Consider the following 17,855-nt stretch of genomic DNA (forward strand, 5'->3'; position numbering starts at 1 on the left):
CGCGCGCTGGCGGGTTTCCTGGCCGCGTTCGTCGTCGTGCACGTCGTCGGCGCGGTCACGGCGGACTTCCCCGTGCTGTTCGGCACGCGGGTGGTCGCCGCGATCGTCAACGCCGGTTTCCTCGCCGTGGCGATGTCGGCGGAACCGCAGGTGCTCGGCGTCCTGCTCGACCAGGAAACCCGCCAGGAGGGCCGACTCGACGGAGTCCAGCACCGCGTCCTCGTCCCCCGTGAGCCGGACCAGCACGTCGAGGTCGACGGTCTGACCGAGGACGGACGCCTGCCGCAGGTGGGTGCGCGCGGTCGGGGTGAGCTGGGCGAGGCGGTGGCGGATGACGTCACGCACGCCGGCGGGGACCGTGCGCAGGGCCGGGTCGGTCTCCCACAGGCGGGTGAGCTCGCGGACGAAGAACGGGTTGCCGCCGCTGCGGGTGTGGATCGCGCGCACGTCGGCGGGCGTCGGCCGGCGGTCGGTGACGGCCTCGACCAGCTCCCGCACCTGCTCCTCCGCCAGACCGCCCAGGTAGACGCGGGTCGGTTCGGCGCGGGCGGCCCGGCCGAGGGCCGCGGTGAGGTCGGCGGAGATCTCGGTCGAGCGGTACGTCGCGAGGACCAGGAGCCGCCCCGGTGGTCCGGCGGGTCGTTCGGTGGCGGTGTCCGCGCACAGGGACGTGAGCAGGGCGAGGGTTTCCTCATCGGCCCAGTGCACGTCGTCGAAGACCAGCAGGAGCGGACCGTGCGCGGTGATGCCGGCCAGGTAGGAGCCGATCGCGCGGTGTCGGCGGAACCGCGCCGCGACGGGGTCGGCGTCGGTGTCGCTGTCCACGACGGGCGGTGGTTCGTGACCCGCTGCGGTGAGGGCGGCGCGGATCTGCGTCCACGGCCAGGCGGAGGGTGCGCCGGGCAGTTCGGGGCAGGTGCCCCAGGCCGTCGTCCACCCGGCGGCGGCGAGCCGTTCGGCCAGCGCCAGGGCCAACGCCGTCTTGCCCGCCCCGGCGGCCCCGGACACCAACGCCAACCGGACCTGCCCGGCCTCCCCCTCCCCCGCGGCCCGTTCCAACTCGGCCAGTTCGTCCGCGCGGCCGACGAACGGGACGGTTCGGCCGCTCGACGTGTCCACCGGCGGCGTGCCGTCCTCCCACGCGCCCGCTTCGCTCGCCGCCGAGTTGCCCGCGCCCGGTTCTCCCGCAGCCGGTGCACTTCGCCGCCGTGGTCCCGGCTGTCGCGTCAGATCCGGGGACTGGGCGAGGATGTCCGCCTCCAGCTGCCGCAGTGCGGGACCAGGGTCGACGCCGAGTTCCCCGCGCAGCACCTCACGGCCCTGGCGGAGGGTGGCCAGCGCCTCGCCCTGCCGTCCCGTCCGGTACAGGGCGAGGGCGCGGCGACGTGCGCGCGCAGGTCCGGCACCGACTCGGCGGCCCTGCCCAGCTCCGACGCCGCCTCTGCCCGCCGTTCCACCGCCAGCAGCCGCACCTCGTCCAGCCGGGCCGCCTCACCGCGGGCCCACGGCTGGTCCGCGAACTCCGCGTAGGCGGGGCCGCGCCACAGCGCCAGCACCTCGTCCAGCAGCACGTGCGCGTCCTCGGGTCGACCGTCGGACAGCATCCGGGCCGACTCGACGACCGCGGCGTCGAACCTCCAGGCGTCCACCGCCTCCCGCTCCGCCCGCAACGCGTACCCCGGCGGCACGGTCACCAGCAGGCGGGCGGGTGTCCGGGGTGGACGGTCGGGTTCGAGTGCCTTGCGCAACGCGCCGACGAACGTCTGCACCGCGCCGAGAGCACCGTCGGGCGCGTCGTCCCACAGGTCGTCGATGAGCCGTGCGACCGGCACCACCCGTCCCCCGGCGACCAGCAGCCGTGCCAGCACGGCCCGGTGCCGCGGTCCCCTGAGGTCGACCGGTCCGCGCCCGTCCACGGCCTCCAGCGGCCCCAGCACCCCGAAACGCACCATCTCCGACAACGTATCCGACCAGCCACCGCCGCACCGGGTCGCCTCAGCCGGATCGCCTTCAGCCGGGTCGACGCCGGTCACGGGCGCTGATCCGCTGCTGACCGCGTGCTGATCGGCGGGTCGCAGGGTGGTCGTCGTGCACCCCACCGACCACGACCGGGAGCCGACCATGACCCTCCCCGACACCTCCTTCCCCTCGTTCAGCCGTCAGCGCGTCACCGTGGCCGACGGTGTGGCGCTCAACGTCGCCGTGGGCGGCTCGGGCAGCCCCGTCGTCCTCCTCCACGGCTTCCCGCAGACCCACCTGATGTGGCGGCACGTCGCCGCCGACCTGGCCGCCGACCACACCGTCATCTGCCCCGACCTGCGCGGGTACGGCGACAGCGACAAGCCGGTCGACACCGACGGGCACACCTACAGCAAGCGGACCATGGCCGCCGACGTCGTCGCCCTGGCCCGTGCCCTCGGGCACGACCGCTTCGCGCTCGCAGGCCACGACCGAGGCGCGCTGGTGGCCGTCCGCGCCGGCCTCGACCACCCCGACGCGGTCACGCACCTGGCGTCGTTGGACGTCCTGCCGACCCTCGACATGTGGGACGTCCTGCACGGCACGACGGCCGCCGTCGGCTTCCACCTCTACCTGATGGCCCAGCCGCCCGGCCTGCCCGAGGCGATGATCGGCGCGTCGGCGGACGCGTTCTTCGGCCACTTCCTCGACATCTGGACCAACGACCCGGCCGCGATCCCCGCCGACGTCCGCGCCGCGTACCTGGAGGCGTCGCGCGAGGCCGTCCCGTCGATCGTCGCGGACTACCGCGCGTCCGCGACCGCGGACGTCGACGACGACCGGGCCGACCGGGAAGCCGGGAACCGGCTGCGCATGCCGGTGACCGTGCTGCAGCAGGACTGGGGTGCCGCCCTGGGCTTCGACGCCGCCGCCCGCTGGCGCGAGTGGGCACCGGACCTGGAGCACCGCACCGTCTCGTGCGGACACTTCATGGCCGAAGAGGCACCGGCCGACGTCGTCAAGGCCCTGCGCTCCCTCCTGGCCCGCTGACCCCGCGCGTGTCCTACGTCCAGGTCGCGCGTGTCCTACGTTCACGCACCCCGAGTTGAACGCTCGGGACACGGCCGACTGTCCTGAGCGTTCAACTCGGGTGTTCCGGACGTAGGACACGGGTGACGCGGACGTAGGACACGCGGGTCAGCGTTGGATGGACTTCAGCTCGGTGAACTCGTCCAGGCCGTGCGCGCCGAACTCGCGGCCGTTGCCGGACTGGCGGTAGCCGCCGAACGGGGCGCTGGTGTTGAACGCCGCGCCGTTGATGTCCACCTGACCGGTGCGCAGGCGCTTGGCCACGGCCAGCGCCCGGTCCTGATCGGCGGAGAACACCGCGCCGCCCAGGCCGTAGATGGTGGAGTTGGCGATGCGGACCGCGTCGTCCTCGTCCGCGTACGGCATGACGGACAGCACCGGCCCGAAGATCTCCTCCTGGGCGATCGCCATGTCCGCCTGGACGCCGCCGAACACGGTCGGCGCGACGTGGAAGCCCCGCTCCAGCGGGCGTTCGACGCCGCCGAGGGCGAGCTTCGCGCCCTCCTCGACGCCCCGCCGGACGTAGCCGACGACGCGGTCGCGCTGGGCGGCCGACACGGCCGGACCGATGCGGGTGGCGGGCAGGGCCGGGTCGCCCGGCTCGTACTTGGACGCGGCGGCGACGGCGATCTCCAACGCCTCGTCGTGCCGGGACGCGGGCACCAGCAACCGGGTCCACGCGCTGCACGCCTGCCCGTTGTTCATGTACGCGTTGGCCACGCCGATCTTCACCGCGCGGGTCAGGTCGGCGTCGTCCAGCACGACGTTCGCGGACTTGCCGCCCAGCTCCAGCGCCACCCGCTTGACCGTCTCGGCGGCCAGCGCGGCGACCCGGCGACCGGCCCGGGTCGAACCGGTGAACGACACCATGTCCACCATCGGGTGAACTGCCAACGCCTCACCGACCACCGGACCGGTGCCGTGGACGACGGAGAACACCCCTTCGGGCACCCCCGCGTCCAGCAGCACGGAGGCCAGCAGGTCGGCGGTCATGGGCGCCAGCTCGCTCGGCTTGAGCACCACGACGTTGCCCGCCGCCAACGCGGGCACGACCTTCGCGACCATCTGCTGCAACGGGAAGTTCCACGGCGTGATGGCCGCGACCACCCCGATCGGCTCGCGCAGCACCAGCGAGTTCCCGACCTGCTCGCCGTCGAAGTACCCGCCGGCCAGCACGTCGGCCACGCCGCGCGCGATGCCGACCGGGTTGGGCACCTGCACGCGCGAGGCGAACGTGATGGGGGTGCCCATCTCCGCGGTCATGGTGGCGGCCAGCTCGTCGGCCCGCGCCTCCAGCCCGTCGGCCACCGCCCGCACCACGGCCAGCCGGGTGTCCAACGCCGTGGTCGACCAGGCCGGGAACGCGGCAACGGCCCTGATCACGGCCGCGTCCACGTCACCCGCCGTGCCGGCGCGGACCGTGCCGATGACCTCTTCGGTGGTCGGGTTGACGACCTCGATCACTGCGGACTCCCCGGGTGCGGTGTGACACTCCAAGACGAATTCGCCCCAAGAGTGTCACACCGACAGCGTCAGGAGAAGTCCAGTCCCCCCGTCCGGGTGCGCTTGAGCTCGAAGAAGTACGGGTAGCTCGCCAACGCCCGCGCGCCGTCGAAAATCTTCACGGCGTCGTCGCCGCGCGGGATCTTCGTCAGCACCGGGCCGAAGAACGCCACGCCGTCGATGTGGATGGTGGGCGTGCCGACGTCCATCCCGACCGGGTCCATGCCGCGGTGGTGGCTGGCCCTCAGCTCTTCGTCGTGCTCGTCGGTGTGCGCGGCCTGGGCCAGCTCGGCGGGCAGGCCGACCTCCTCCAGCGCCAGCTTGATCGCTTGGTCGTAGGCGCGCTCACGGCCGAGGCCCTCGTTGTGGATCTTGGTGCCCAGCGCGGTGTAGAGGTCGCGGAGCACGCCGTCGCCGTGGGCCTTCGCCGCGGCGATGGCGACGCGCACCGGGCCCCAGCCCTCGTCGAGCATCGCGCGGTAGTCGGCGGGCAGGTCGCGCCCCTCGTTGAGCACGGACAGGCTCATCACCCGGAAGTTCAGGTCCAGGTCCCGCTGCTTCTCCACCTCGAGGATCCACCGGGACGAGATCCACGCGAACGGGCAGATCGGGTCGAAGTAGAAATCGACCTTCGTGCGTCCCTCTGTCGACATGCGGTGTTCCTCCGTGGCTGTTCGGGCGGGGTGCCGTCGGGTCGGGCATCCTCCATCGTGCTCAACCAGGCGACCTCGCGCAGTCTTCCCTCGGACGCCAGTCCACTTCCGGGGGTCTCACGTGATTGGATGCGACTGTCGTGTTCACCGACACGACACCCAGTCCCGTTCCGACGACGTCGGCGCCGAGGTACGCGTGGCGCCGGCAGACGAGGTGACCTGTGGCGGCACCCAACCTCACCCGCGACCAGGCGCAGCAGCGGGCTGCGCTGCTGGAAGTCGACTCCTACCGGATCGAGCTGGACCTGACCGACGGCGGTGGAAAGCCCGGTTCGGACACGTTCCGCTCCACCACAACGGTTGCCTTCCGCAGCCGGACGCCCGGCGCGTCCTCGTGGGTCGACATCGTGGCCGCCAACGTCCACCGCGCCGTGCTCAACGGACACGAGCTGGACGTCTCCGAGTACCGCGAGGAAGACGGCGTCCACCTGCCCGACCTGGCCGAGGTCAACCAGCTCACGATCGAGGCCGACTGCCGGTACATGAACACCGGCGAGGGCCTGCACCGGTTCGTCGACCCGGTCGACGGCGAGGTCTACCTGTACTCGCAGTTCGAGACGGCGGACGCCAAGCGGATGTTCGCCTGCTTCGACCAACCCGACCTCAAGGCGGTCTACGACCTCACGGTCACCGCGCCGCACCACTGGAAGGTCGTCTCCAACTCGGCCATCGAGTCCACTGTGGATGGCACGGGCGGCGCGGACGTGCACGTCTTCGCCACCACCAAGCCCATGTCGACCTACCTGGTCGCCCTGGTCGCGGGCCCGTACGCGGAGTGGCGCGACGAGTTCAGCGACGGTGGGACGACGATCCCGCTGGGCATCTACTGCCGCGCGTCGCTCGCGCCGCACATGGACGCCGAGCGGCTGTTCACCGAGACCAAGCAGGGTTTCGGCTTCTACCACCGCGCGTTCGGGGTCAAGTACCCGTTCGGCAAGTACGACCAGTGCTTCGTGCCCGAGTTCAACGCGGGCGCGATGGAGAACGCGGGCTGCGTCACGTTCCTGGAGGACTACGTCTTCCGCAGCCGCGTCACCCGCTACCTGTACGAGCGCCGCGCCGAGACCGTGCTGCACGAGATGGCGCACATGTGGTTCGGCGACCTGGTGACCATGCGCTGGTGGGACGACCTGTGGCTGAACGAGTCGTTCGCCACCTGGGCGTCGGTGCTGGCGCAGGCCGAGGCGACCGAGTACCGGCAGGCGTGGACCACGTTCGCCAAGATCGAGAAGTCGTGGGCCTACCGGCAGGACCAGCTGCCGTCCACGCACCCGGTGGCCTCCGACATCCCGGACCTCCAGGCGGTCGAGGTCAACTTCGACGGCATCACCTACGCCAAGGGCGCTTCGGTGCTCAAGCAGCTGGTGTCGTACGTGGGCCTGGACAACTTCCTGGCCGGGCTGCGGGTGTACTTCGGCAAGCACGCCTGGGGCAACGCCACGCTGGCCGACCTGCTGGGCGCGCTGGAGGAGGCGTCCGGCCGCGACCTGTCGTGGTGGAGCGCGCAGTGGCTGGAGACCACCGGCCTGAACCTGCTGCGCCCCAAGTACTCGGTCGACGCCGAGGGCCGGTTCACCGAGTTCGCCGTGCTCCAGGGCGGCGCGCGGCCGGGCGCGGGCGAGCTGCGCACGCACCGGCTGGCGATCGGCGTCTACGACGCGGACGACTCGGGCAAGCTCGTGCGCACGCACCGGGTGGAGCTGGACGTGTCCGGCGAGCGCACCGAGGTGCCGGACCTGGTGGGCGTGCACCGCGGCAAGCTCGTGCTGGTCAACGACGACGACCTCACCTACTGCACCATGCGGTTGGACGCCGACTCGCTGGCGTCGCTGATCGACCACATCGCGGACATCGCGGAGCCGCTGCCGCGGACGCTGTGCTGGTCGGCGGCGTGGGAGATGACGCGTGAGGCCGAGCTGAAGGCCAGGGACTTCGTGAACCTGGTGCTCGGCGGGCTGCACGCGGAGACCGAGGTCGGCGTGGTGCAGCGGCTGCTGCTCCAGGCGCAGACGGCGCTGTCCTCGTACGCGGACGTGTCGTGGCGCGACGAGGGCTGGCGGCGGTTCACCACCAAGACCCTGGAGCTGGCGCGGGCCGCCGAGCCCGGTTCCGACCACCAGCTCGCGTTCGTGAACGCGCTGGCCGGCTCGGTGCTGGACGAGGAGACGCTGGCCGTGGTGCGGGGGTGGCTGGCGGGCACCGAGGTGCTCGACGGCCTCGACGTGGACACCGACCTGCGGTGGCGGCTGCTGCACGCGCTGGTCGCGCACGGTGCCGCCGACCTCGACGAGATCTCCGCCGAGGAGGAGCGGGACCCCACCGCCACCGGCCACCGCAAGGCCGAGTCGGCACGGGCCCTGCGCCCCACGATCGAGGCGAAGACCGAGGCGTGGGACCGCGCGGTGAACGACGACGAGCTGCCGAACGCGGTGTCGGAGGCCGTCATCGCGGGCATCCAGCACCCCGGCCAGAAGGCGCTGCTCCAGCCGTTCGTGGAGCGCTACTTCGCCGACGTGGCCCACGTGTGGGAACGCCGGTCCAGCGAGCGGGCGCAGTCGATGGTCGTCGGCCTGTTCCCGTCGTGGTCGATCTCGAAGGAGACGGTGACCGCGGCCGACGAGTGGCTGGCCGAGGAGCGCCCGCCGGCCCTGCGACGGTTGGTGTCGGAGGGCCGTGCGGGGATCGTGCGCGCCCTGGCGGCCCAGGAGTTCGACCGGTCGTGAGTGCGGCGTGCAGCGCGCTCCCGGAGGTGGAGCCGCGTCGCACGCGGTGAGGTTCTCGGCGGAACGGGGTGGCGCTCACGGGCGTCGCCCCGTTCTGGCACCGCGGTCAGGAGCGGCTGTCCCGGTCGTAGGCGTCGGCCCACCGGGCGAACAGGTCGCGCGACTGCGCCGGGGTCAGCACCAGGCGGTCGAGGTGGCGCATCTTGGCCTCGTAGGCCTCGATCGCCTCCGGTGAGTCGTGGAAGACGGTCGCGAACTCGGTCTCGCCGTAGGCCAGCGGCTTCATGGGCTCGGGGAACGTCATCAGGGTCGCCGCGTTCCGCAACACCTCGTGCGACGGCGCGTTCAACGGGATCACCCGGACGCTGAACTTCGCCCAAGCTCCCATCAGGGTCAGGCGCAACAACTGGTCGCGCATGACCTTCGCGTCACCGACGACGATCCGCAACGCGGCCTCGTGGAGGTAGATCACCATCTCCGGCCCTCCCGGCCTGCGCAGCACCTCCTGACGGGTCATCCGGGCGTGGGTGGCCTCGCGGTCCTTGGTCAGCGCGTAGGCGTAGTCCTCCGTCTGCGCCAGGCTCGGGATGACCATCGGCTCGTAGGTGGCGACGGTGCCGGCCGCCGGCTCGTGCACCGACAACATCGTGAGCGCGTCCGACGACGGGTCGTGCAGGCGCAGGAAGCTGCCGACGTCGGTCTCGCAGGCGAGGGACAGGATGCGGTCGCGGGTCGGCTTGTCCGCGCCGCACCGGCCGAGCAGCGTCCCGATCTCCCACGGGCTCGTGCCGCGCGTCCCGGTTTCGAGCTTCGACAACTTGCCCAGCGACCAGCCCAGCGCCTCTGCGACGAAGACCGAGGACATCCCGGCACCGTGCCGGACCCGTCGCAATTCCTCACCCAATTCCCTGCTCCGAGCGGTGCTCAGCCGCGCAGGGTGCTTTTCTTCGGAATCCATGACTTCCTTTGATTTCGCACGGGGTCGCGGCGGGTGATGGGTGCTGCGAGTGCCGCGCACTCCACCACCCGCCGCGCATGACCGACCAGCGTGCGGACTGGCCGGTGGCTTGGTGCACAACAGCTTGTCCGGGCCGGAACACCTGGTCAATCCCCTTTTCGAGCGAGCGACTTGACCACTGGTCCCGCTTTAGGCTGCATTCATGAACCGCAATACCTCCAAATCCATCGCTTTGGGTGCGCGCCTGCGCAACGTCCGTGAGGCCAACGGTCTCAGTCAACGCGCACTGGCGAAGAAGATTGGCGTCGTGCATTCGTTGCTCTCGCGCAACGAAAGCGGTCAGCGGGTGCCGACGCGCGCCGAGGTGGTCCGCATCCTCGAACCCCTGGAAATGACCGATCGGGAACGCGAAGAGATCCTCGCGATGACCGAGGACCCGAGCGGATCACCCCTCGCGGTGATCGAGATGCCCGAGCGGCGCGCGCAGATCGCCGCGCTCATCGAGGTCGAGCAGATGGCCAAGGAGGTGGTGAGCTGGTCCCCGCTGCTCATCCCCGGCCTGCTCCAGGTCAGCGCCTACACCCGTTCGATCATGGAAGCCGCCCGCATCCCCGACGGCGAGATCGCCACCCGCGTCGCGGTCCGGATGGGGCGGCGGGACATCCTCACCCGCCGCAACCCGGTCCGCTACACCGCCCTGATCGGTGAGGCCGTGCTGAGCCAGACGTTCGGCAGCCGGGAGGTCATGACCGAGCAGTTCGACCACCTGCTGATGATGAGCGCGCACGAGAACGTCGACCTGCGGATCGTCCCCACCGCGACCGGTTGGCATCCGGGTCTCGACGGCGCGTTCATGGTGTTGAAGTGCGAGGGCACGTCGTTCGCGCACCTGGAGAACCACGTCAGCTCGGTCTTCGTGCAGGACGCCGAGGCAGTAGCCGGCTTCGAGGCGTGCGTGCCAAGGTTGACGGAGGTCGCGATGAGCCCGGAGCAGTCGTTCGAACTCATCGCGAAGGAGGTGCAACGGACGACGGGAGTCGCATGACCGTGCGCTGGAAGAAGTCGGACAGGAGTGTCAGCGACGGCTCCTGCGTCGAGGTGGCGAACCACCTCGGCGCGGTGCGGGACAGCAAGAACCCCGGGGTCGTGCTGAAGGTGACCCCGGGGCGGATGAGGGCGTTCGTGGACGCGCTCAAGACCCGGTGACAGCGAAGGCCCCGGCTGCGCGCCGGGGCCTCCACTTCGAGTCCTGGGTCGGTCAGGCCTGCCGGGGTGGCTTGCCCGCCTGGTCGGTCAGCATCCGCAGGCCGCTGACCAGTCCGCCGGAGAGGTCGCCCTCCTTGAAGGACGCGACCATGCTCATGACGGCCAGCTTCGCGCCCCGGTCCGCGACGCGGCGGTGGGACTCCTCGCCCGTCACCACCTCGACCTTCCGCTCACCGGGCGACACCGCGATGAGCACGGCGTGCGTCGGGCGCGGGGTGCCGGCGTGCAGCTCCTCGGCGCGGGCGCGGGAATCCGGGCCCAGCTCACCGAGGTACACGCTGAAGTCCAGCCCGGTGCTGCGGCTGGCCAGCGTCAGCGCCTCGTCCAGGCTCGACAGCTGCACCGGCGTGAACGGCAGGCTCGGCGCGTGCGGCTCGTACATCTTCGCGGCCGACACCCGGCCGCTGTTGGTGACGACCGCACCGACCGGGAGGGTCGACGGGTCCACTTCCACCTTCGTCAGCTCACCAGTTGCCACGGGCACCTCCCTTGGCGGTCCGGCCCTCGGCCGAGGTGGGGATGGCCTGGTGCGCGCCGCCGGGCAAGCCCGCGGGGTTGGCAGTCCACCAGACGGGGGCGTAGTTCCACTCCTGGCCCGGGCGGTACCGCTGAATGCGGGTGGCCTTCGGCCTCAGCGTCAGTAGCGTGATCACGCCGTAGATGGCCAGCGGGATCAGCGCGAAGACGAGCACGGTCTCCACGATGGTCACGGCGGTTACGGTAACCGATCGCCCTGGTCACGTCCGGGCGAGGGCACCCGTTTCCGCACTGGTGGGGTTCGAGCGCCGTGCGGACCGCCGTCCGGGGGCTTCTCTATCTGTGAACGCGCCCTTGGCGGGGCCGTCCGCGATCACGCGTTGCGCGGTGACCGGGGCGCGGGAGGCCGGACCCCGCCGCCACGCCGCGACCCCCGCCGGGACGACCGGCGGCTCTTGGCACGGCCCGATGTGATCCACCCGACCCCCTACCAGCGACGACGTCACGCTCGGTATTCATCGGTGCCGGATGCACTAGCTCGGGTGCTCGATCGTCGCAGTGCGTACACCCGGACGGCCTTCCCCCGGACGGCGGCGAATGGCGGCCGGTTTGGCGTCTTGTCCTGGGCCCAGTCGGCTTCTAGCTTTTCACCTGTACGGGTCTTGCGCATCCGGATCCGGATACCAATTCCCGCCCGATGAGTCTCGGAGGACACGACATGTACACCATGAACCTTGTTCTGGTCGCCGCCCTCACCCTTTCGTCGTACGCCCAACCGGAGCAGAGCGTTACGACTGTTCAGTCCCCGACCGCGCTCGCAGAGTCCGTGCGCATCACCTCCGACGACTCCGTCCGGATTACCTCCGACGACTCCGTCCGCATCACGGCGATGGGGTCGGTCCGCATCACGTCCGCCACGGACGGCTCGGTCCGCATCACGTCCGCGACCGACGGCTCGGTCCGCATCACGTCCGCGACCGACGGCTCGGTCCGCATCACGTCCGCGACCGACGGCTCGGTCCGCATCACGTCCGCGACCGACGACTCCGTGCGCATCACCTCCGCCACGGACGACTCCGTGCGCATCACGTCCTTCACGGACGACTCGGTCCGCATCACGGCGGTCGGGTCCGTGCGCATCACGGCGGGTTCGGTGCGCATCACCGGGGACCGCGAGGACCTGGCCCTGGCGGCGTGACGAGGGGTGGCGCTAGGCCGCGGGCTCGCCGAGGTAGGGCAGCCACAGCGGGTCGGCCTCGGTGACGCCGGCCAGCAGCCGCCAGTGCGGCCCGCGGGGTGCGTTGGGCACCACGCGCAGGCGCCAGCCGAGCTCCGAGAGGAGCTTGTCGGCCTTGCGGTGGTTGCACTTCGCGCAACAGGCCACGCAGTTGGTCCACGAGTGGGGGCCGCCCCGGCTGCGCGGCACGACGTGGTCGATCGTCTCGGCCCGGCCGCCGCAGTACGCGCAGCGGTACCGGTCGCGGTGCATCAACCCGGCGCGGGTGAGCGGCACGCGGCCCCGGTAGGGCACCCGCACGTAGTTCGCCAGCCGGATCACCGACGGGACGACGACCTGGGACGTCGAGGAGTGCACCACGGCACCGGCCGGGTCGCCGTGCACCACCTCGGCCTTGCCGCACACGACGAGGACCACCGCGCGCCGCAGGGGCAGCGCGGTGAGCGGCTCGAACGTGGCGTTGAGCAGCAGGACCTTGCGCCGGCCCCAGGGCAGCACCACGGGTGCCTGACCGGCTCCCTGCCCGTCGGCCACAGCGTGCACGGTGCTCACCGCGAGCTGTTTTTGGCCGGACGGGGCCGACGACGCGATCCCGGCGTTCACCAGGGCGCCGATCGGGGTGGGTTGTCGGTCTGGCACGCGACCACCTCCACCGGTTCAGCCATAGCAGACCACAGATCGGCCCCAAAAATCACCTGTGATATGTGACGTGTCACGAAGCCGTGGGCGAAACTTCGGCGAACACGCACCTATCGGAGATGGTTTTCATCCCCCAAGCTACGCTCGGCGGGGTGACCGATGCTTCCCGCGCAGGGCTGCCTGCGACGATCACCTACCCCGCCGCGCCCCGCCTCGACCTCGTGGAGGACCTGCACGGGCACGCGGTCGCGGACCCGTACCGCTGGCTGGAGGACGCTGCGGACCCCCGCACCGCCGCCTGGTCCGCCGAGCAGGACGGCCTGGCCCGGTCGTGGCTGGACGCGATGCCCGGACGGGACGCGCTGGCCGGCCGCCTGGGCGAGCTGATGCGGACCGGGTCCGTGGGCACGCCGGTGTGGCGGGCCGGGCGGGCGTTCTACACGCGCCGCGGGCCCGACCAGGACCACCCCGTGCTGTACGTGCGGGTCGACGGCGTCGAGCGGGTGCTGGACGTCTCCGAGCTCGACCCGACCGGTCGGACCACGCTCGACCGGTGGTCGCCGTCCGTCGAGGGCACCCGGCTGGCGTACCAGGTGTCCGTGGGCGGTGACGAGCACTCGTTGCTGCACGTCGTGGACGTCGACGGCGGTGAGCTGCTGGACGGGCCGATCGACCGGTGCCGCTACTCGCCGGTGGGCTGGCTGCCGGGCGGCGAGGAGTTCTTCTACGTGCGGCGGGTCGACCCCGCGCTGGTCCCCGAGGACGAGCGGCAGTTCCACCGGCGGGTGTGGCGGCACCGGGTCGGCACGCCGGCGTCCGACGACGTCAACGTGCACGGCGACGGGCTGGACCACACCTACTACTACGGGCTGTCGCTGTCGGAGGACGGCCGGTGGCTGCTGGTGAACGGTGCGCCGGGCACCGTGCGGCGCGACTCGGTGTGGATCGCGGACCTGCACGGGTCCGGCGGGCTGACGCCGGTCGTGCGGGACGAGGACGGGGTGCAGTGCACGGCGTCGGTCGAGCCGGACGGGCGGCTGTACCTGCGGACCAGCCTGGACGCGCCGCGGTTCCGGCTGTGCGTGGCCGACCCGGCGAGGCCGACCGAGTGGACCGAGCTGGTGCCCGAGCAGCCGGACTCGGTGCTGGACGCGGTGACGTGGCTGGACGGGTCGCTGGTGGTGCTGCGGACCCGGCACGCGGTGTCGGAGCTGCACCTGCACTCCCCCGCGACCGGCGAGCACCTGGGTGCGGTCCCGATGCCGGGCACGGGGTCGTTGCACGGGTTGTCCACAGTCGACGCCCTCACCGCGGCGGACCGGGACGTGCTGTGGTTCGGCTGGTCGGACTTCACCACGCCCTTGTCGGTGTACCGGTACTCGCCGTCGACGGGCCGCACCGAGCTCGACACCGCGGCCCCCGGGACGGTGGAGCTGCCGGAGTTGTCCACACAGCAGATCGCGTACACGTCGGCCGACGGCACGGTCGTGCGAATGTTCGTGGTGTCCGGGCGGCAGCACCCGGACCTGCCCCGACCGACGCTGCTCACCGGGTACGGCGGGTTCGCGGTGGGTCGCGGGCCGGGGTACAGCGCGACGACGCTGGCGTGGGTCGAGGCGGGCGGTGTGTGGGCGCACGCGTCGCTGCGCGGCGGTGACGAGGAGGGGGAGGACTGGCACCAGGCGGGGATGCGGGAGCGCAAGCAGAACGTGTTCGACGACTTCCACGCGGCGGCCGAGCGGTTGATCAGCGACGGCTGGACCACGCCGCAGCAGTTGTCGGTCATGGGCGGCTCGAACGGCGGGCTGCTGGTCGGGGCGGCGCTGACGCAGCGGCCCGAGCTGTACGCGGCGGTGGTGTGCTCGGCGCCACTGCTGGACATGGTGCGGTACGAGAACTTCCTGCTGGGGCGGTTGTGGGCCGAGGAGTACGGCTCCGCGTCCGTGCCGGAGGAGCTGGCGTGGCTGCTGGATTACTCCCCGTACCACCGGGTCCGGCGGGGAGTTGAGTACCCTTCGGTCCTGTTCACGGTCTTCGAGTCGGACAGCCGGGTTGACCCGAACCACGCCCGGAAGATGTGCGCGGCACTCCAGCACGCGACGTCCAGCGAGCCGACCAAGCACCCTGTGCTGCTCCGCCGGGAGACCGAGGTCGGGCACGCGGGCCGATCGGTGAGCCGGTCGGTGGGCCTGGCCGTGGACCAGTTGACCTTCCTGGGCTGGGCGACCGGCCTGGAGTTGTGAGCGGAGGACTGTGCAGGTGCAGGTGCTGGACGTGGACGACATGAAGTCGACCCTCGCCGTCGAGTGGTGGGTGGCCAACGGGCCCAGGCTCGCCGAGGGCGCGCTGCGGATCGCGTTGACGCTGGTCATCGCGGTGATCGTCCGGTTCCTGCTGCGACGGCTGATCGACCGGCTGACCCGCGGCAACGGGGAGCGCAAGCCGAGGCTGCTCAAGCCGCTGCGGGAACGCGCGCCGCAGGCGCTGGGCGCGCTGGTCTCGGAGCGGCGCGAGCAGCGGGCCAAGACGATCGGCTCGGTGCTCAAGTCCGTCGTCACGTTCGTCGTGTTCGGCGTGGCGTTCATCCAGGTGCTCACCGAGCTGGGGATGAACGTCGCGCCGATCCTGACCTCGGCGGGCATCCTCGGCGTCGCCATCGGTTTCGGCGCGCAGAACCTGGTCAAGGACTTCCTGTCCGGCATGTTCATGATGCTGGAGGACCAGTACGGCGTGGGTGACGTGGTCGACCTGGGCCCGGCGACCGGCACGGTCGAGTCGGTGGGGCTGCGGATCACCACGATCCGCGACACCAACGGCACCGTCTGGTACGTGCGCAACGGCGAGATCCTGCGCGTCGGCAACTCGTCGCAGGGCTTCGCGGTGGCGGTGGTCGACCTGCCGCTCGGGTACGGCGCGAACCTGGCGTCGGCCACCGAGGTGCTGGCCAAGGCCGTGGGCGCGGCGGCCGACGAGGAGTCGCTGGCCAAGGACGTCATCGACAAGCCGCAGGTGCTCGGTGTGGAGAAGGTCACCCCGGAGGGCATCACGATGCGGGTGACGGTGAAGGTCCGGCCGGGCCGCCAGTGGGCCGTCCAGCGGGCACTGAGGGCCAAGCTGATGCCCGCCCTGGACGACGCCGGGATCTCGCTGAAGTCCTGACCCGGTCCGCCTCCGGTCCACCCCGCCGGCGTCGAGGGCCGCCCGGCTGAGGCAGGATGGAGGGGTGACCACTCCTGCGGAGAACTTCTACGAAGCAGTGGGCGGGTACGAGACGTTCCACAAGATCGTCGCGCGCTTCTACGAGGAAGTCGCCCGCGATCCCGTCCTGCGCCCGATGTACCCCGAAGAAGACCTCGGTCCCGCCGAGGAGCGGTTCCGGCTGTTCCTCATGCAGTACTGGGGCGGCCCGCACACGTACTCGGACAACCGCGGTCACCCCCGGTTGCGGATGCGTCACGCGCCGTTCGTCATCGGGCCCGTCGAGCGGGACGCCTGGCTGCGCTGCGCGAAGGTCGGGGTCGACTCGGTCGACCTCTCCCCCGAGCACCGGCAGCAGCTCTGGGCGTACCTGGAGATGGCCGCCAACAGCATGATGAACGCCTGGGTGTGATCTTTGATCACCCGAACGGGGTCTTGGTGTCGGTCGCGAATGGCAGGATGACTCCTCGTGCGACGATCCTCCGATCTACAACCAGAGATCGCCGACGACTCCGCCTGGTGGCGTGACGCCGTCTTCTACCAGGTCTACGTCCGATCGTTCGCCGATGCGAACGGTGACGGCGTGGGCGACCTCGACGGCATCCGCTCCCGGCTCGGCTACCTCGAACTGCTCGGCGTGGACGCCCTCTGGCTCACACCCTTCTTCACCTCGCCCATGGCCGACCACGGCTACGACGTGGCCGACCCCCGTGACGTCGACCCGCTGTTCGGTGACCTGGCCGCGTTCGACCGGCTGGTCACCGAGGCGCACGCGCACAACCTGCGGGTCACCATCGACCTCGTGCCGAACCACACCAGCGACCGGCACGCCTGGTTCCAGGCCGCGCTGCGGGCCGGGCCGGGTTCGGTCGAGCGGGACCGGTACGTGTTCCGGGACGGCGGCGGGTTCGACGGGTCCGTGCCGCCGAACAACTGGCCGAGCCAGTTCGGCGGACCGGCGTGGACCCGGGTGCCCGACGGGCAGTGGTACCTGCACCTGTTCGCGCCCGAGCAACCCGACCTGAACTGGGACAACCCCGAGGTCGCGGCCGACCTGGCGCGCACGCTGCGGTTTTGGCTGGACCGCGGCGTGGACGGGTTCCGGATCGACGTCGCCCACGGCATGGCCAAGCCCTACGGGTTGCCGAACATCGGTCCGGGGGTCGAGCTGGGCGCCGGCGTCCTGCACGACAACGCGCAGGACCCGCGCTACGACAACGACGGCGTGCACGAGGTGCACCGGATGATCCGCAAGGTCATCGACGAGTACCCGGGCCGGATGGCGGTCGGTGAGATCTGGGTCAAGGACGACGAGCGGTTCGCCCGCTACCTGCGGCCGGACGAGCTGCACCTCGGGTTCAGCTTCGGGCTGATCGGGGCGTCGTTCGACGCGGACGCCGTCCGCTCGGCCATCGAGCACGGGTTGGGCGCGGTCCGGGCGGTGGGTGCGCCCGCGACGTGGACGCTGTCCAACCACGACGTGACGCGGCACGTGACCCGGTACGGCGGTGGCTCGATCGGGCCGCGGCGGGCGCGGGCGATGACGCTGGTGGAGCTGGCGCTGCCCGGCGTGGTCTACCTGTACAACGGCGAGGAGCTGGGCCTGCCGGACGTGGAGCTGCCGGAGTGGGCGTTGCAGGACCCGATCTGGCTGCGGTCCGGGCACACCGACCGGGGCCGGGACGGGTGCCGGGTGCCGCTGCCGTGGGAGGGCGACACGCCGCCGTTCGGCTTCTCCGAGGGGCCGACCACCTGGCTGCCCCAGCCGAACGAGTGGGCCGGGTTGACCGTCGAGTCGCAGCTGGAAGACCCGGAGTCGATGCTCTCGTTCTACCGGCAGGCCCTGGAGCTGCGGAAGTCGCACGCGGCGTTCAACGGTGACGAGCTGGAGTGGTACGGGGCGCCGGCCGGGTGCTTCGCGTTCCGGCGCAAGGGCGGCGGCCTGATCTGCGCGCTGAACACCTCGGGCGGCCCGGTGCCGCTGCCGCCGGGCGAGGTGCTGCTGGCCAGCGGCCCGATGGACGGCAACCAGCTGCCACCGGACACGGCCGTCTGGCTGGTCTGACGACGTGCCGCTGCCCCCGCCTCACGCC

The 17,855-nt window shown here is 71.4% G+C and carries 15 protein-coding genes and 2 pseudogenes; 10 read left to right on the forward strand and 7 right to left on the reverse strand.

Translation table 11 applies throughout. The annotated features are described in order from the left end of the window. Nucleotides 1-135 (forward strand): annotated as a pseudogene (locus AB0G02_RS13270) (Cmx/CmrA family chloramphenicol efflux MFS transporter); the annotation flags it as partial. Between the two features lie 570 nt (nt 136-705). On the opposite strand, the pseudogene AB0G02_RS13275 reads toward AB0G02_RS13270, so the two are convergent. Next, nucleotides 706-2,123, reverse strand: a pseudogene (locus AB0G02_RS13275) (BTAD domain-containing putative transcriptional regulator); the annotation flags it as partial. Between AB0G02_RS13275 and AB0G02_RS13280 the strand changes: the two are divergent. Continuing rightward, a complete protein-coding gene (locus AB0G02_RS13280) occupies nt 2,122-3,009 on the forward strand; it encodes an alpha/beta hydrolase (protein WP_360793351.1) in 888 nt (295 codons plus the stop codon). The pseudogene AB0G02_RS13275 and the gene AB0G02_RS13280 overlap by 2 nt on opposite strands. A gap of 147 nt (nt 3,010-3,156) precedes the next feature. On the opposite strand, the gene AB0G02_RS13285 is transcribed toward AB0G02_RS13280, so the two are convergent. Then, nucleotides 3,157-4,512: an aldehyde dehydrogenase family protein gene (locus tag AB0G02_RS13285; RefSeq protein WP_360793325.1), complete on the reverse strand. Its 1,356-nt coding sequence runs from the start codon at nt 4,510-4,512 to the stop codon at nt 3,157-3,159. 68 nt (nt 4,513-4,580) lie between these two features. Then, nucleotides 4,581-5,204, reverse strand: coding sequence for a DsbA family protein (locus tag AB0G02_RS13290; RefSeq protein WP_360793327.1), 624 nt, complete (start codon nt 5,202-5,204; stop codon nt 4,581-4,583). 221 nt (nt 5,205-5,425) lie between these two features. Between AB0G02_RS13290 and pepN the strand changes: the two genes are divergently transcribed. After that, nucleotides 5,426-7,987: an aminopeptidase N gene (gene pepN / locus AB0G02_RS13295; protein ID WP_360793329.1), complete on the forward strand. Its 2,562-nt coding sequence runs from the start codon at nt 5,426-5,428 to the stop codon at nt 7,985-7,987. 106 nt (nt 7,988-8,093) lie between these two features. Here the strand turns inward: pepN and AB0G02_RS13300 are convergent, their stop codons facing one another. Next, nucleotides 8,094-8,945: a helix-turn-helix transcriptional regulator gene (locus AB0G02_RS13300; protein ID WP_360793331.1), complete on the reverse strand. Its 852-nt coding sequence runs from the start codon at nt 8,943-8,945 to the stop codon at nt 8,094-8,096. 202 nt (nt 8,946-9,147) lie between these two features. On the opposite strand from AB0G02_RS13300, the gene AB0G02_RS13305 reads away from it, so the two are divergent. Both AB0G02_RS13305 and AB0G02_RS13310 read left to right on the forward strand, forming a co-directional pair. Further along, nucleotides 9,148-9,990 (forward strand): helix-turn-helix transcriptional regulator, encoded by an 843-nt coding sequence (locus tag AB0G02_RS13305; protein WP_360793333.1) that lies wholly within the window; start codon nt 9,148-9,150, stop codon nt 9,988-9,990. After that, complete coding sequence (locus tag AB0G02_RS13310; RefSeq protein ID WP_360793335.1) at nt 9,987-10,151, forward strand: DUF397 domain-containing protein; 165 nt, start codon at nt 9,987-9,989, stop codon at nt 10,149-10,151. The genes AB0G02_RS13305 and AB0G02_RS13310 overlap by 4 nt, the downstream gene beginning before the upstream one ends. Nucleotides 10,152-10,203: 52 nt before the next feature. Here AB0G02_RS13310 and AB0G02_RS13315 read toward each other — a convergent pair whose 3' ends face one another. Both AB0G02_RS13315 and AB0G02_RS13320 read right to left on the reverse strand, forming a co-directional pair. Next, on the reverse strand, nt 10,204-10,689 hold the full coding sequence (locus AB0G02_RS13315; RefSeq protein WP_360793337.1) for a DUF5130 family protein: 486 nt from the start codon (nt 10,687-10,689) through the stop codon (nt 10,204-10,206). Then, the gene (locus tag AB0G02_RS13320) at nt 10,676-10,921 is read right to left on the reverse strand and encodes a hypothetical protein (RefSeq protein WP_360793339.1); all 246 of its coding nucleotides are present in this window, start codon (nt 10,919-10,921) and stop codon (nt 10,676-10,678) included. Before AB0G02_RS13320 ends, AB0G02_RS13315 begins: the two co-directional genes overlap by 14 nt. A gap of 485 nt (nt 10,922-11,406) precedes the next feature. Here AB0G02_RS13320 and AB0G02_RS13325 point away from each other — a divergent pair, with 485 nt between their 5' ends. Then, nucleotides 11,407-11,886 carry a hypothetical protein gene (locus AB0G02_RS13325; protein WP_360793341.1) on the forward strand — a complete coding sequence of 160 codons (480 nt, stop codon included), beginning with the start codon at nt 11,407-11,409 and terminating at the stop codon, nt 11,884-11,886. Nucleotides 11,887-11,898: 12 nt separating this feature from the next. Here the strand turns inward: AB0G02_RS13325 and AB0G02_RS13330 are convergent, their stop codons facing one another. Further along, a complete protein-coding gene (locus AB0G02_RS13330) occupies nt 11,899-12,564 on the reverse strand; it encodes an HNH endonuclease (RefSeq protein WP_360793343.1) in 666 nt (221 codons plus the stop codon). A gap of 152 nt (nt 12,565-12,716) precedes the next feature. On the opposite strand from AB0G02_RS13330, the gene AB0G02_RS13335 reads away from it, so the two are divergent. From AB0G02_RS13335 to AB0G02_RS13350, 4 genes are all read left to right on the forward strand, one after another. Further along, nucleotides 12,717-14,807, forward strand: a complete 2,091-nt coding sequence (locus tag AB0G02_RS13335) for a prolyl oligopeptidase family serine peptidase (RefSeq protein ID WP_360793345.1) — start codon at nt 12,717-12,719, stop codon at nt 14,805-14,807. A gap of 22 nt (nt 14,808-14,829) precedes the next feature. Then, on the forward strand, nt 14,830-15,723 hold the full coding sequence (locus tag AB0G02_RS13340; protein ID WP_360793353.1) for a mechanosensitive ion channel family protein: 894 nt from the start codon (nt 14,830-14,832) through the stop codon (nt 15,721-15,723). A gap of 64 nt (nt 15,724-15,787) precedes the next feature. Beyond that, nucleotides 15,788-16,174, forward strand: coding sequence for a globin (locus AB0G02_RS13345; protein WP_360793347.1), 387 nt, complete (start codon nt 15,788-15,790; stop codon nt 16,172-16,174). 57 nt (nt 16,175-16,231) lie between these two features. Beyond that, complete coding sequence (locus AB0G02_RS13350) at nt 16,232-17,827, forward strand: glycoside hydrolase family 13 protein (RefSeq protein ID WP_360793349.1); 1,596 nt, start codon at nt 16,232-16,234, stop codon at nt 17,825-17,827. Nucleotides 17,828-17,855: the final 28 nt, after the last annotated feature.

This window comes from Actinosynnema sp. NPDC023658 (genome assembly GCF_040639995.1).
GTDB lineage: Bacteria > Actinomycetota > Actinomycetes > Mycobacteriales > Pseudonocardiaceae > Actinosynnema.

Excerpts from the sequence above, each read along its gene's own strand:
- AB0G02_RS13280 (WP_360793351.1), top strand. The coding sequence starts at position 2,122 with ATGACCCTCCCCGACACCTCCTTCCCCTCGTTCAGCCGTCAGCGCGTC.
- AB0G02_RS13290 (WP_360793327.1), bottom strand. The coding sequence starts at position 5,204 with ATGTCGACAGAGGGACGCACGAAGGTCGATTTCTACTTCGACCCGATC.
- AB0G02_RS13300 (WP_360793331.1), bottom strand. The coding sequence starts at position 8,945 with ATGGATTCCGAAGAAAAGCACCCTGCGCGGCTGAGCACCGCTCGGAGC.
- AB0G02_RS13305 (WP_360793333.1), top strand. The coding sequence starts at position 9,148 with ATGAACCGCAATACCTCCAAATCCATCGCTTTGGGTGCGCGCCTGCGC.
- AB0G02_RS13310 (WP_360793335.1), top strand. The coding sequence starts at position 9,987 with ATGACCGTGCGCTGGAAGAAGTCGGACAGGAGTGTCAGCGACGGCTCC.
- AB0G02_RS13325 (WP_360793341.1), top strand. The coding sequence starts at position 11,407 with ATGTACACCATGAACCTTGTTCTGGTCGCCGCCCTCACCCTTTCGTCG.